The organism is Nonomuraea sp. MTCD27 (assembly GCF_041950495.1).
Classification (GTDB): Bacteria; Actinomycetota; Actinomycetes; order Streptosporangiales; family Streptosporangiaceae; genus Nonomuraea.
This window is the reverse complement of record NZ_JBGNUW010000001.1, coordinates 371,051-384,549: the sequence shown is the minus strand read 5'-3', so window position 1 is coordinate 384,549 and position 13,499 is coordinate 371,051. Positions and strand designations below refer to the sequence as shown.

Here is a 13,499-nt window from a genome sequence, read left to right as displayed (position 1 = left end):
CCAGGGGACGGCTACGGCACGGCTACGGCACGGACTCGCCGGCGGGCAGCTCCACCGTGATCGTCAGCCCGCCCTCGTCCCGCGGCCGGGCCGTGACCGTGCCGCCGTGCGCCTCGGCGATCACCCGTACGATCGACAGGCCGAGCCCGCTGCCCCGCTCCGAGCGCAGCCGGTCGCCGTGCAGCCGCCGGAACGGCTCGAAGATCGTCTCGATCTCGTACGCCGGCACCTGCAGCCCCGTGTTGGCCACCACCAGCTCCACCTGGCCGGTCCGCCGCCGCGTCGTCACCCACACCTCGCCCTTGGGGTGGTTGTGCCGGACGGCGTTCTCCACCAGGTTCTGCACCATCCGCTCCACCAGCACCGCCTCGCCCGCCGTCGGGGCCGAGTCGAGCAGCCGGTGCATGCTCACCTCCCGCTCGGCCGCCTCGGCCGCGGCCTGGTCGAGGACGTGCTCGGCCACGTCCGTCAGGTCGAACGGCCGCCGGTCCAGCACCGCCTGCTCGCCCTCGGCCAGCGCCAGCAGGCCGTCGATGAGGCGCTCGTGACGGGTGTTGACCAGCAGCAGCGACTCGCCCAGCCGCTTGACGTCGTCGGTCGCGTCCGGCCGCCGCACGGCCACGTCCACCAGCGTGCGGTTGATCGTGAGCGGCGTGCGCAGCTCGTGGGAGGCGTTGGCGACGAACCTGCGCTGGCCGTCGAACGAGCGGGCCAGCCGGGCGAGCATGGCGTCGTAGCTGTCGGCCAGCTCCTTGAGCTCCTCCCGGGGGCCGTCGTAGCCGATGCGCTCGGTCAGGTCGTGGCTCTGCGCCACCCGCCGCGCCGTCTCGGTGACCCGCCTGAGCGGCCGCAGCACCAGCCCGGCCGACCACCAGCCCAGCCCGAACGCCCCCGCCGCGCCGGCCGGGATCCCGATGAGGCCGGCGGTGCGCACGTTGCCGAGCGTGTCGCGCTGGTAGACGGTGCGGACCTGCATGGCCCGCTGCCGCGCGATCTCGTACGGGTCGTCCAGCCGGCGGAAGGTCCGCCAGCCGTCGATGGTGATGCGCTCGGGGGTGAGCAGGCCCGTCCGGTATTCGAGGCTCTGGCGTACGACGAGGTAGACCCCGGCCGTGACCAGGCCGCCGAGCACCAGGAACACCCCGGCGCAGGCCAGGGCGAAACGCAGCCGGGCGCTCATGGGATGCGGTAGCCCGAACCGGGCACGGTCTCGATGACCTGGGGCTCGCCGAGCTTCTTGCGCAACTTCATCATCGTCGTACGCACCGTGTTCGTGAACGGGTCGATGTGCTCGTCCCACACCTTCTCCAGCAGCGTCTCGGCCGAGACCACCGCCCCCTGGGCGCGCAGCAGCTCCGCCAGCACGCCGAACTCCTTGCGGGCCAGCGGCACGTAGCGCCCGTCGCGGAACACCTGCCGGTGCGCCCAGTCCAGCCGCACCCCGGCCCGCTCCAGCATCGGCGGGTCGGCCTTGCGCGCCCGCCGCCCGAGCGCGTGCACGCGGGCCAGCAGCTCCTCGAACGCGAACGGCTTGGGCAGGTAGTCGTCGGCCCCCAGAGACAGCCCCGCCACCCGGGACCGCACGTCGGAGGCGGCGGTCAGCATGAGCACCCGCACCAGCCCGCCGCGCTCGACCACCGTCCTGCACACCTCGTCGCCGTGCGTGCCCGGCAGGTCGCGGTCGAGGATCAGCACGTCGTAGTCGTGCACGCCGAGCCGTTCGAGCGCCGCGTCCCCGTCGTAGGCGACGTCCACGGCCAGCGCCTCCCCGCGCAGCCCTTCGGCGATCGAGTCGGCGAGCATCCGCTCGTCCTCGGCGATCAGAACCCGCACCGCGCCCCCAAAAGATCTTGCATGCCGCCAGTCTGCTGCGAACGGCATAACGCGGGCATAACCACAGCGCCCCAGGCTAGCGCGCACCCGGGGGGTCACAGCCAGCCGCGCGACTCCGCCACGCGTACGGCCTCGGCGCGGTTGCGGGCTCCCGTCTTGCCGATGGCCGACGACAGGTAGTTGCGTACGGTGCCCTCGGTCAGGAACAGCCGCCGGGCGATGTCGGCCACGGTGGCCTCGCCGGCGGCGACGCGCAGCACCTCGGCCTCCCGCTGGGTGAGAGGGCTCGGGCCGGTGGTCATGGCGGCCACGGCCAGCTTGGGGTCGATGACGCGCTCGCCGGCCATCACCCTGCGCACGGCGGCGGCCAGCTCGGCGGCGGGGGTGTCCTTCACCACGTAACCGGCCACGCCCGCGGCCAGCGCCCGGCTGAGGTAGCCGGGGCGGCCGAACGTGGTCACGATGATCACCCGGTGGCCGGGCAGGCGCTCGGCGACCTCCAGGCCGGACAGGCCGGGCATCTCGATGTCGAGGAGGATCACGTCGGGGGCGTGCTCCCGGGTCGCCGCCATCACCTCGTCGCCGCGGCCGACCTCGGCCACGACCTCGATGTCGTCCTCCAGGCCGAGCAGCGCGGCCAGGCCGCCCCTGACGAGGTCCTGGTCGTCGGCGATCAGCACCCGGATCATGAGTCCGCCCCGGCGGGGTCCGGGGTGCTGGTCTCCAGCGGGACCCGCACGTAGAGACGGTAGCCGCCTTCGGGGCGCGCCCCCACCTCCAGGCGCCCCCCGGCGGCGCCGACGCGCTCGGCCAGCCCGGCCAGCCCGTTCCCGGCCCCTTCCGGCCCGGTTCGGGGCAGCGGGGTGGGGCGGCCGTCGTCGCGGACCTCCAGGGCGGCCGCCGTCCCGCTCACGCGCAGGTCGATCCAGCAGCGCCGGGCCCGGCTGTGGCGCAGGACGTTCGTGGCGGCCTCCCGTACGGCCCAGGCCAGGAGGGTCTCGGCGGCGGCGGGGACGGGCCCGTCGGCGGGGGAGACGGTCACCTCGATCCCGGCCACCCCCAGATTCCGGGTGGCGCTCTCCAGCTCCTCCGACAGCGACGGCGCCCGGTAGCCCGCGATCGCGTGCCGCACCTCGTCCAGGGCCCGCCGCGCGGCCTGCTCCACCTCGGTCATCTCGCGCCCCGCCCGGGCGGGGTCGGCGGTGGCGAGGCGGGCGGCGAGCTGGCTCCTGATCGTGATCGAGGTCAGCGTGTGCCCGAGGGTGTCGTGCAGGTCCCTGGCGAAGCGCAGCCGCTCGTTCTCCACGGCGAGCCGCGCGACCTCGGCCCGGGCGGTGTTCAGCCGGGCCACCAGCAGCCCCATGTGCTTCATGCTGTACACCGCCACGGCCTGCGCCGCGACGACGAGGGGCAACCACCAGACCTGGGTGAGCGGCACGCCGGCCGACAGCAGGGCCAGGCTCTCCCCGACGGCGGTCGCGGCCGACGCCGCCGCGAAGGCCGGGGTGCGCAGCGTCGCGGCGAACGCGCTGATCGCGAACACGAACGACGTGTACGCCCACGGCTCCCCGAACACCGGCAGCAGGGCCAGCCCCGCCCCGACCAGCCCGGCCAGCGCCCACCGCCGCGGCACCATGGCCCGGCCGCTCAGCATCCGCCACATGATCGCCACCCAGCAGGCCGCGAACACCGCCAGCGCGCCCAGCGCCGCCACCACGAGGAGCGGCTCCGGACCGGTGGCCAGGAACGACCACAGCGGCCAGCCGGTCAGCAGCAGCCAGGCGCAGGACCCGGCCCGCGCCGCCGTCCGGCCCCGGCTGAAGTCCGGATCCCGCACCCGTGTCATCGCAACGACCGTCACACTGCCCGACGGTAACGCCACACGGCCAGCGCGCAGAACAGCAGCGTCCAGGCGGCCAGCACGGCGAGCGAGGTCAGCGTTGGCGGCCGGCCCTCCAGCGCCCGCCACCCCAACGACCCTGCCTGGTAGGCCGGGCTGTACTCGGCCAGCGTCCGCATCCCCTCCGGCATGGCCCGCACCGGCAGCCACAGCCCGCCCAGCACCGACAGGCCGAAATAGACGGCCATCATGGCCAGGTTCGCGCTCTGCCCCTTCATCGTGTAGCCGAAGGCGATGCCCAGCGCCGCGAACGGCAGCACGCCCACCCAGATCAGCACCACCAGGGCCGGCCAGGTGCCGAACGGGAGCCGCACGCCGGACAGCAGCGCCCCGGCGGCGAGCATCACCAGGATGCTCGGCAGCACCCCCGTCGCGCCGCCCAGCAGCTTGGCCGTCACGTAGCCGTGCGCGGGCAGCGGCGTCACCGCGAGCTGCCCCAGCCAGCCCTTGCTCCGCTCCAGCGCGATGGCGCCCCCGACGAACAGCGCGCCGCCCATGGCGCCGTACGTGGCCATCGACACCATCGTGTACGCGGCGAAGTCGCCCACCTGCCCCTGCGGCACGACGTCGAGCACCTTGGTCCACAGCAGGTACAGCCCCAGCGGGAACACCGTCAGCATGACCAGCCCCACCGGGTTGCGGAAACCGCGCACCAGCTCCAGCCTCAGGTACGACCTCATCAGCCCCGCCCTCCCGTCAGGGTCACGAACGCGCTCTCCAGGTCCGTGCTCTCCAGGCGCACGTCCCTGACGTCGTCGTACATCGCGAACACGGCCCGCAACGTCGCGTCGGAGTCGCTCGTGCGCAGCGAGACCGCGCGCCCCTCCACGCTCACCTGCCGCACCCCGGGCAGCAGCTCCAGCTCGGCGGGGTCCGCGGCGTCGAGCACGCAGCGCACCTCGACGCCGCCGACCAGCGCCTTGACGGTGGCCACGGAGCCGTCGGCGACGACCTGGCCCGCCGCGAGCAGGACGACCCGGTCGGCGTAGTCGTCGGCCTCGGCGAGGTAGTGGGTGGCGAAGACGGCGGTGCGCCCCTGCGCGGTCCTGGCGCGGAGCTCCTGCCACAGGGCGCGGCGGCCCTCCACGTCCAGCCCGACGGTCGGCTCGTCCAGCACCAGCAGGTCCGGGTCCCCGACCACGCACAGCGCGAACCTGACCCGCTGCCGCTGCCCGCCCGACAGCCGCCCGATCCGCTGCCCGGCCAGCTCCTCGACGCGCGCGGCCCGCATCACCCGCTCCGGCGGCAGCGGGTCGGGGTACATCCCGGCCACCGCCGTCACCAGCTCCCCCACCCGTACGTCGTCCAGCAGGCCCGACTCCTGCAGCAGCACCCCGACCCGGCCCGCCCGCAGCGCCTCGACCGGCGGGCGGCCGAGCACCCTGGCGGTGCCCGAGCCGGGGGCGAGCAGGCCGAGCGCGACGGACAGCAGCGTGCTCTTGCCCGCCCCGTTGGGGCCGAGCACCGCCACCGTCTCACCCTCGCCGACCTCGAGGTCGACGCCGGCGAGCGCGGTGACCGGGCCGTAGGTCTTGGTGACGGCCCTGAGTTCCAGCGCGTTTCCAGTCATGCGATCACCCTGCTGGAGGGGGTGGGGGCGGGTGTAGTGCCGTACGTCAGCCGGGGCCGTATGACGTACGTCATGCGCTACCGCGTCCGGTGCAGCCCGGGTACCGCGTCGGCGGTATCGCGGAGGGCTGGAGGGGCGCACTAACGTGCACGTATGCGGACGATTGCCCTGGTATGCGGCATGGGGGTGGCCGTCTACACCTCCACCGTCATGGCGTACGGCAACCAGCCCGGCGCCCGGCCGCTCGACCTGCTCGGCCACGTGCTGCTGACCGTCGCGGCGCTCGGGCTGGCCTGGTGGCAGCGGCGGCCGGAGCTGGCTCTGGCCTTGTGCGCGGGGGCGGCGGCGGCCGTGTTCACGCTGGGGTACGCGCTCGCGCTGTGGCCGGTGCCCGCGCTGATCGCCGTGTTCTCGGCCATCGCCGCGGGGCGCCGGGTGGCCGGCTGGGCGGGGGCGGCGTTCCTGGTGGCGATGCCGGGGGCGGTGGCGGTCGTGCGGCCCGAGACCGACATCGTGCTGGCCGCGATCCTGTGGGCGCTGCTCGTGCTGGCGGCGGCGCAGCCGGCGGAGGTGTCGCGGGCCAGGCGGGCCTACACCGCCGAGGTGGAGCGGCGGGCGGCCGACGCCGAGCGTACCCGGGAGGAGGAGGCGCTGCGGCGGGCCCAGGAGGAGCGGCTGCGGGTGGCCAGGGAACTGCACGACGTCACCTCGCACACGGTGTCGGTGATCGCCCTGCACGCGGCCGTCGCCGCCGAGGCCGTCGAACGCGCCGGCGGCCCGTCCGAGGCCGCCGCCGCCCTCCAGGTGATCCGCTCCTCCAGCAGGCAGGCCCTGTCCGAGATGCGGGCCGTGCTCGGCGTGCTGCGCCCCGGGTCGGGTATCGCGCCGCCGCCGGGGTCGGCGCAGTTGCCCCGGCTGCTGGAGACGGCCGGGCTGCCCGTGCGGCTCGACGTCGAGGGCGAGCGCCGCCCGCTGCCGCCGGCCGCCGACCTGACCGTCTACCGTGTCGTGCAGGAGGCACTGACCAACACCATGCGCCACGCCGGAGCCACCGCGGCGACCGTGACGCTGACGTACGAGAGCGGGGCGGTGACCGTGCGGGTGGACGACGACGGGAAGGGCGCCCAGGCCCCGCGCGGGCACGGGCTGACCGGCATGGCCGAGCGCGTCGCCGCCGTGGGCGGCCGGCTGACCACCGCGAACGTCCCCGGCGGCGGCTTCCGCGTCACCGCCAGGCTGCCGGCGTGATCAGCGTCCTGCTGGCCGACGACCAGCCCCTCGTCCGGGCGGGCCTGCGGGCGCTGCTCGACACCGAGGACGACCTGACCGTGGTCGGCGAGGCCGCCGACGGCGCCGAGGCGGTACGCCTGACGCGGCGGCTGCGGCCCGACGTCGTCCTGATGGACATCCGCATGCCGGAGCTCGACGGCCTGGCGGCCACCCGCACCCTGGCCGCCACCGGCGTGCGCGTCGTCGTGGTCACCACCTTCGACCTCGACGAGTACGTGTACGAGGCGCTCCGCGCCGGCGCCAGCGGCTTCCTGGTCAAGGACGCGGAGCCGGCCGAGATCCGGCACGCCGTCCGGGTGGCCGCCCGGGGGGACGCGCTGCTGTCGCCCGGCGTCACCAGGCGGCTCATCGAGGAGTTCACGGCACGGCCCGCCGCCCCCGACGACGACCGGCTGGCCCCGCTGACCGGGCGCGAGCGGGAGGTCCTGGCCCGGGTCGCCCGCGGCCTGACGAACGCCCGGATCGCCGAGGAGCTCTTCATGAGCCCGCTCACGGTCAAGACGCACGTGAACCGGATGATGACCAAGCTGTCGGTGCACGACCGGGCCCAGCTCGTCGTCATCGCCTACGAAACCGGCCTGATCCGCCCCGGCAACCCCACCTGACGGGCGGCCCCCGACCCCCGCCTGCGGAGTACCGCCATCGATGTAGTCACTCGCCCGCGTCCGGACGACGACCGCGGGTGCCCGCCCTTTCTAGCGTCGCCGCATGATTCGTTTCTGCATCCGTCACCGGCGGCTGGTGGTCGTGCTGTGGGTGGCGCTGTCGGCCGCGCTCATCGCGGCGGCGGCCACCTGGCCGGGCCCCTCGGACGACGACTTCTCGCTGCCGGGCTCCGAGAGCCTCCGGGCCGCCGCCCTGCTGGACGGGGCCGCTCCGGAGGCACCGGGCGCGCTGGTCGTCTCCGCCCCGTCCGGCGTCGACTCCGCCCCCGTACGCGACTCCGTCGCCGCCCTCGTCACCCGCATGAACGCCGTCCCCGGCGTGCACGTGACCCCCGGCGCCCAGCGCGTCTCCGAGGACGGCACCATCGCCTCCATCCCGATCGACTACCCGGACCCGGCGGCCGCACGGCAGCTCGGGGAGCTGCGCGACGGCTTCCGGGCAGACGGTGTGACCGTGGAGCTGAGCGGGGACGACTTCGCCGACTTCACCCCGGGAGGCGTCACGGAGGGTGCCGGGCTGCTGGCCGCCGCGGTGGTGCTGCTGGTGGCGTTCCGCTCCCTGATCGGCGCCGCGATCCCGCTGGTCGTCGGCGTGGTCGGGGTGACCTGCGGCGTCGCGCTGCTCACCGTCCTGTCCAACGTGGTCGGCACGCCCAGCTTCGCCGTCTACCTGACGATCATGCTCGGCCTGGGCGTCGGCATCGACTACGCCCTGCTGATCGTCACCCGCTTCCGCACCGCGATGGCCGCCCGCCCGACGGTGGCCCGCCCGACGGTGGGGAGAGGCCCGAGCACCTTCGCGGCCCCGACCGGCGGCACGGCCTGGACCGCCGACACGGCCCCGGGCGACGGCGCGAGCGCGGGCATAGGCGCGGGCGCAGACGGTGGCACGGGCACTGGCAGTGGCACGGGCACGGGCAGTGGCACGGGCACGGGCAGTGGCGCGAGTGCGGGCGGGGGTGCGGTTCCTGCGGGTGGTACGGGGGTGGCGGTGGAGGAGGCCGTGCGGGAGGCGATGCGGACGGCGGGGCGGTCCGTGCTCTTCGCCGGGCTCATCGTGATCGCCACCGGTTCCGGCATCTTGTTCCTCGGCCCGTCGCTGGGCGGCGGGGTGGCGCTGGCGGCCGGGTGCGGCGTGCTCATGGTGATGCTCGCCGCCCTCACCCTCCTCCCCGCGCTGCTGCGGATGATCGGCCCGCGGATCGACAGGTTCGCGCTGCCGCGCCGGAAGGAGGGCGTACCGCTGTCGTACCGGTGGAGCCGGGTCGTGCAGCGCAGGCCGTGGCTGACCGGCGCGGTGGCGCTGGTGGCGCTCGGCGTGCTCGCCCTGCCCGCCGCGCACCTGCGCGTCGGCTGGTCGGACGCGGGCAACCGGCCGGTCACCGACACCACGCGCCGCGCCCACGACCTGCTCGCCGTCGGCTTCGGGCCGGGCATGGCGGGCCCGCTCGTCCTGGCCGCCGGCGGCGCGGCGCCGGGCGCGGACCTCGCCAGGGCGGTCGGCCAGGCGGCCGGCACGCCGGGTGTCGCGCGGGCCTTCCCCGCCGGGGAGCGCGCCGCGATCGTGATCCCCGCCACCGGCCCGCAGGACGAGCGCACGGAGGAGCTCATCCACCGGCTGCGTGCCGAGCTGCCGGGGCCGGTGCTCGTCACCGGCTCCACCGCCGCCGCCCTCGACTACTCCCGCCATTCCGCCGACCGCCTCCCGTGGGTGGTGGGGGCGGTGCTGCTGGCGGCGTTCGTGCTGCTCACGGCCGTGTTCCGGAGCCTGGTGCTGCCGTTGAAGGCGATCGCGGTGAACCTGCTGTCCATCGGCGCCGCGTACGGCGTGATCGTGGCCGTCTTCCAGTTCGACGTGCTCGGCCGGGGCACCGCGGGGCCGATCGACGCGTGGGTGCCGACAATGCTGTTCACGATCATGTTCGGCCTGTCCATGGACTACGAGGTGTTCCTGCTGTCCCGGATCAGGGAGGAGTATCTGCGGGACCGTGACAACGCCCGCGCGGTCGCCGCCGGGCTCGCCAAGACCGCCAGGGTCATTACCGCCGCGGCTACGATCATGTTTTGCGTGTTCGCCGCGTTCGGCGCTTTCGATGATCGCGCGCTGAGCACCATGGGGGTCGGTCTGGCCGCCGCGGTGCTGGTGGACGCCACGGTGGTGCGGCTGGTTCTGGTGCCTGCCGTCATGGAAGTGCTCGGCGAGCGTAACTGGTGGTTCCCCAGCCTGACCTTTCGGAGGCTGACACTCAGGCGGTTTACTACGTAATATCCGAACATCACGAGCGTTGGGGGCGCCAGGGTGCCAGGACAGAACGTGGGTGTGGTCGTCGATCCGGCGGTGCCGCCGGAGGTTGCCGGACTGTTGCGTGCCAACGCCCCGTTGTTGTCCAGGGTCAGAGCCGGGTGGGTGCCCCCCGCGGGCGTGGCCCCGTCGCGCCGCCGCAGCCCCTCCAGCGCGCTGCTGCTGGCCGCCACCCCGGTCGTGATCGCGCTCATGGCGGTGCTGCTGGCCTCGCCGATCGCGCCGGCCGGGTTCGTGCTCCTCGGCACGTACGTCTTCATCGTCCTGGTCAAGATCGCCTCCATGAGCGAGGTGGCCGAGAACGACCGGCCGCACGAGCGCGGCGTGTACGAGCAGGCCCGCTGGTACGACGGCCGCTTCCTGATCCCCGAGGACTTCGACCAGGACGCCAGGCTCGTCCTGACCAGGGCGCAGCGGGCGATCGGCTCCGTGCTGCGCTCCCACGTCAACGCCGAGGGCCTGCTCGACGACGCCCGCAACGCCATCATGCTGCCCGCCCAGGAGTGGGAGATCGCCCGCCTGCTGGCCAAGCTGTCGGCGCTGCGCCTGGAGCACCGCGAGCTGCTGTCCAGGGGCATCGCCCCCGAGGTGGCCGCGGTGATCGAGCCGCTCGAACGGGCCCTGGTCAACAGCGAGGCCGCCGTGGTCGCCCGGGTCGAGGCGCTGGAACGTTACGCCGGGCACGTGGCCGAGGCCGAGCGCGCCTACCACGCCCGCGGCCAGATCGAGGAGCTGCGCGCCAGGCTGCCCCGCTACGAGGAGCTGCTCGCCGAGTCGGGCGCCGACTCGCTGGCCGTGCCGGAGATCGAGCGGCTGGCCGAGGACGCCGACGTCCTCGAACGCACCTTACGCCGCAGCGTCGAGTCCGCCCACGAGGCGTTCCGGTACCTGGAAAGCTGACTCTCGGACAGACCGGCACATAGGATCGGTAACGTGCCCGGACGTCATGCCAAGGTGATAGTCGATCCGGCAGTGCCCGACGACGTCGCGGCCTTACTACGTGACCATCGCAAGCTCCTCCTGCGCATCCACACGGGCTGGGTTCCCGAGCACAGGCGCCGCCTGCCCGTGGTGGGGCTCGTGGGCCGGCTGGCGGCCACCGCGACGGCCCTGGTGGCGGCCGTGTACGGCCTGGGGCTCTTCGTCGCCGAGCGCTACCCGCCGTTCGTGGTGATCATGACGGGGGCGGCGCTGCTCATCGTCAGCGTCCTGCTCAGGCCCAGGCCCGACGCCGAGGTGGAGCGGCGGCACGCCCTGGAGCGGGAGGTGTACGAGGCCGCCCGCCGCCACGAGGGCCGCTACGTCCTGCGCGAGCGGCTCGACGAGCCCGCCAGGGCTCTCATGACCCGCGCCCAGGCCGCCATCGAGCAGGTCATGGACTCCAGGGTGAACGCCGAAGGGCTGCTCGACGGCGTACGCAACGGCGTGATGCTGCCCGCGCAGGAGTGGGAGATCGCCCGGCTGCTGGCCAAGCTGTCACAGCTGCGCGCCGAGCACCAGGAGGTGGTCGCCGAGGGCGTCACGCCCGAGGTGGCCGCCGTGGCCGAGCCCCTCGCCCACGTCCTCGACAGCAGCCAGCGGGCGGTGCTGGCGCGCGTCGAGGCGCTGGAACGTTACGCCGGCCACGTGGCCGACGCCGAGCGCGCCTACCGCGCCCGGCACCAGATCGAACAGCTCAGCGCCAGGCTGCCCCGCTACGAGGAGCTGCTCGCGGAGACCGGCGCGGACGGATCCGCGGTCCCGGAGCTGAGCCGATTGTCCGACGATGCCGACCGCCTGGAGCAGGCGTTACGCGACAGTGTCAGCTCCGCGCACGAGGCTTTTCGCCACCTTGGTGGCTGACTTCGCTTAGGATCCGGATTCGTGGCGGATGTGGTAGTAGACCCCGGGGTGCCGCCGGACGACGCCCAGCTGCTCAGGGAAAGCCGGCGGGTGTTGCTCAAGATGCGCCAGGGCTGGGTCCCCCAGCCGCGGCGGACGATCTCCGGCACGCACTACCGGATGATCGCGGCGTTCGGCACGGTGGCCTTCTTCGGCCTGTTACTCGGCGTCGGGGCCCTGGGCCGCGGGCTCGGCCTGCTGCTGCTCGTGCTGCTCGGCATCCCCATGATGATCGTCCTGTTCGTCCGCAACGACCTGCCCGAGGACGAGGAGGACGAGTACGAGCGGGAGGTCTACGAGCAACTCCGCTGGTACGAGGGCCGCTACGTGCTCACCGAGGACCTCGACGAGTCCTCCGCCCGCCTCCTGGCCCGCGCCCAGCGCGCCATCGCCACTGTGACCACCTCCCGCGTCAACGCCGAGGGCCTGCTCGACGACGTGCGCAACGGCGTGATGCTGCCCGCGCAGGAGTGGGAGATCGCCCGGTTGCTGGCCAAGCTGTCCGCCCTGCGCACCAAGCACAGGGAGACCGTCTCCCAGGGGCTCACGCCCGAGGTGGAGGCCGTGGCCGAGCCCCTGGCCCGGGCGCTGGACAGCAGCGAGGACGCCGTGCTGGCCCGGGTCGAGGCGCTGGAACGTTACGCGGCCAACGTCACCGAGGCCGAGCGCGCGTACCTGGCCCACCACCAGATCGAGGAGCTGCGCGGCCGGCTGCACCAGTACGAGGAGCTGGTGGCCGAGACCGGGGCCGACGGGTTCGCCATCCCGGAGCTGGAGCGCCTGGCCGAGGACGCCGACCGGCTGGAGCAGGCGCTGAGGCGGAGCGTGAGCTCCGCCCAGGAGGCCTTCCGCTACCTCGACCCGTAAGAGCCGTGAGGTCCCTGGGATCCATGGGATCCATGAGACCCCTGGGCCCCGGGGAAGCCCTGCCGGCCGGCGGTCTCCAGGAGCAGGTCGCACACCGCGTCTGCCGCGTCCACCCGGCCCAGCTTGCCCGCCGCCAGCCCCATCGCCTGCCGCAGCCCCGGATCGGCCAGCAGCGGCATCAGCTCCGCCAGCAGCATCTCGCCCGTCGGACGCGGCTCCAGCAGCGCCCGCGCCGCCCCGGCCGAGGCCAGGTAGCCGGCGTTCTTGCGCTGCTCGTCACCGCCGGTCGGGATGAGCGGGATCAGCACCGAGGGCTTGCCGATGGCGGTCAGCTCCGACACCGTCCCGGCCCCGCTGCGCGAGATCACCACGTCGGCCGCCGCGAACAGGTCGGCCAGCTCCGCCCCCACGTACGGCACCGGGTGGTAGCGGTCGGCCAGGTCGGGCGGCAGCGCCACGGCCCGCATCTGGTCGATCCACGCGGGCCCGCACTGGTGCACGATCTGCGCGTGCGGCAGCAGCACCGGCAGGATCTCCGCGATCAGCGTGTTGATCTGCTTGCTGCCCTGCGCACCGCCCGTCACGTAGATCAGCGGCACCTCGAACGTCAGCCCGAACAGGTCGTAGGCCGCCGCCCGGTTGCCCTGCAGCAGCTCCGGCCTGATCGGGTTGCCCGTCACCACGGCCTTCGACCGCGCCGAGGCGGGCAGATACTCCAGCGACGACTCGTGTGACAGCGCGATCCGGGTCGCCAGCCTCGACAGGATGCGGTTGGCCAGCCCCACCACGGTCGTCTGCTCGTGCATCACCAGCGGCCGGCGGATCAGCTTGGCCGCCACCCCGATGGGCACCGCCACGTAACCCCCGGTCGACAGCACCACGTCGGGCAGGTAGCGGGCCGCGTGACCGACCGCCTGGAACACCCCGATCGGGATGCGGAACACGTCGGCGATGTTCGTGCCCAGCTCCTTGAGGTTGGGGCGGCGGCGCAGCTTTCCCGTGGTGATCGCCTTGAACGGGATGCCGTGCTCGGCCGTGATCCGCGCCTCCAGGCCGTTGGCGGTGCCCACCCAGAGCACGTCGTGCGGCACCTGACGTCGCTGGACGGCCGAAAGGGTCGTCAGGGCCGGATAGGTGTGACCACCGGTGCCGCCGCCGGTGATCAACAGTCGCAGGGTTCGTGACATGCGA

The 13,499-nt window shown here is 73.9% G+C and carries 13 protein-coding genes; 6 read left to right on the top strand and 7 right to left on the bottom strand.

Annotated features, from left to right (window positions below):
* Positions 1 to 22: 22 nt before the first annotated feature.
* The 6 genes from ACBJ59_RS01890 to ACBJ59_RS01865 form a co-directional block, all read right to left on the bottom strand.
* Complete coding sequence (locus ACBJ59_RS01890; protein ID WP_375108409.1) at positions 23 to 1,180, bottom strand: sensor histidine kinase; 1,158 nt, start codon at positions 1,178 to 1,180, stop codon at positions 23 to 25.
* Positions 1,177 to 1,833 (bottom strand): response regulator transcription factor, encoded by a 657-nt coding sequence (locus tag ACBJ59_RS01885; protein ID WP_364132926.1) that lies wholly within the window; start codon positions 1,831 to 1,833, stop codon positions 1,177 to 1,179. The genes ACBJ59_RS01890 and ACBJ59_RS01885 overlap by 4 nt, the downstream gene beginning before the upstream one ends.
* 95 nt (positions 1,834 to 1,928) lie before the next feature.
* Positions 1,929 to 2,522 carry a response regulator gene (locus ACBJ59_RS01880; RefSeq protein ID WP_375108408.1) on the bottom strand — a complete coding sequence of 198 codons (594 nt, stop codon included), beginning with the start codon at positions 2,520 to 2,522 and terminating at the stop codon, positions 1,929 to 1,931.
* Positions 2,519 to 3,679 carry a sensor histidine kinase gene (locus tag ACBJ59_RS01875; protein ID WP_375108407.1) on the bottom strand — a complete coding sequence of 387 codons (1,161 nt, stop codon included), beginning with the start codon at positions 3,677 to 3,679 and terminating at the stop codon, positions 2,519 to 2,521. The genes ACBJ59_RS01880 and ACBJ59_RS01875 overlap by 4 nt, the downstream gene beginning before the upstream one ends.
* Positions 3,680 to 3,690: 11 nt before the next feature.
* Positions 3,691 to 4,413 carry an ABC transporter permease gene (locus ACBJ59_RS01870; protein WP_375108406.1) on the bottom strand — a complete coding sequence of 241 codons (723 nt, stop codon included), beginning with the start codon at positions 4,411 to 4,413 and terminating at the stop codon, positions 3,691 to 3,693.
* Positions 4,413 to 5,303 (bottom strand): ABC transporter ATP-binding protein, encoded by an 891-nt coding sequence (locus tag ACBJ59_RS01865; protein ID WP_375108405.1) that lies wholly within the window; start codon positions 5,301 to 5,303, stop codon positions 4,413 to 4,415. The genes ACBJ59_RS01870 and ACBJ59_RS01865 overlap by 1 nt, the downstream gene beginning before the upstream one ends.
* Before the next feature lie 153 nt (positions 5,304 to 5,456).
* On the opposite strand from ACBJ59_RS01865, the gene ACBJ59_RS01860 reads away from it, so the two are divergent.
* From ACBJ59_RS01860 to ACBJ59_RS01835, 6 genes are all read left to right on the top strand, one after another.
* The gene (locus ACBJ59_RS01860) at positions 5,457 to 6,551 is read left to right on the top strand and encodes a sensor histidine kinase (protein ID WP_375108404.1); all 1,095 of its coding nucleotides are present in this window, start codon (positions 5,457 to 5,459) and stop codon (positions 6,549 to 6,551) included.
* A complete protein-coding gene (locus ACBJ59_RS01855) occupies positions 6,548 to 7,198 on the top strand; it encodes a response regulator transcription factor (RefSeq protein WP_364132908.1) in 651 nt (216 codons plus the stop codon). Before ACBJ59_RS01860 ends, ACBJ59_RS01855 begins: the two co-directional genes overlap by 4 nt.
* Before the next feature lie 103 nt (positions 7,199 to 7,301).
* Positions 7,302 to 9,524, top strand: coding sequence for an MMPL family transporter (locus tag ACBJ59_RS01850; protein WP_375108403.1), 2,223 nt, complete (start codon positions 7,302 to 7,304; stop codon positions 9,522 to 9,524).
* 48 nt (positions 9,525 to 9,572) lie between these two features.
* Positions 9,573 to 10,460, top strand: a complete 888-nt coding sequence (locus tag ACBJ59_RS01845; protein WP_375108402.1) for a hypothetical protein — start codon at positions 9,573 to 9,575, stop codon at positions 10,458 to 10,460.
* Between the two features lie 33 nt (positions 10,461 to 10,493).
* The gene (locus ACBJ59_RS01840; RefSeq protein WP_375108401.1) at positions 10,494 to 11,402 is read left to right on the top strand and encodes a hypothetical protein; all 909 of its coding nucleotides are present in this window, start codon (positions 10,494 to 10,496) and stop codon (positions 11,400 to 11,402) included.
* Between the two features lie 21 nt (positions 11,403 to 11,423).
* On the top strand, positions 11,424 to 12,308 hold the full coding sequence (locus tag ACBJ59_RS01835) for a hypothetical protein (RefSeq protein ID WP_375108400.1): 885 nt from the start codon (positions 11,424 to 11,426) through the stop codon (positions 12,306 to 12,308).
* Here ACBJ59_RS01835 and ACBJ59_RS01830 read toward each other — a convergent pair.
* Positions 12,293 to 13,495 (bottom strand): glycosyltransferase, encoded by a 1,203-nt coding sequence (locus ACBJ59_RS01830; RefSeq protein ID WP_375108399.1) that lies wholly within the window; start codon positions 13,493 to 13,495, stop codon positions 12,293 to 12,295. The two genes, ACBJ59_RS01835 and ACBJ59_RS01830, sit on opposite strands and share 16 nt — an antisense overlap.
* Positions 13,496 to 13,499: the final 4 nt, after the last annotated feature.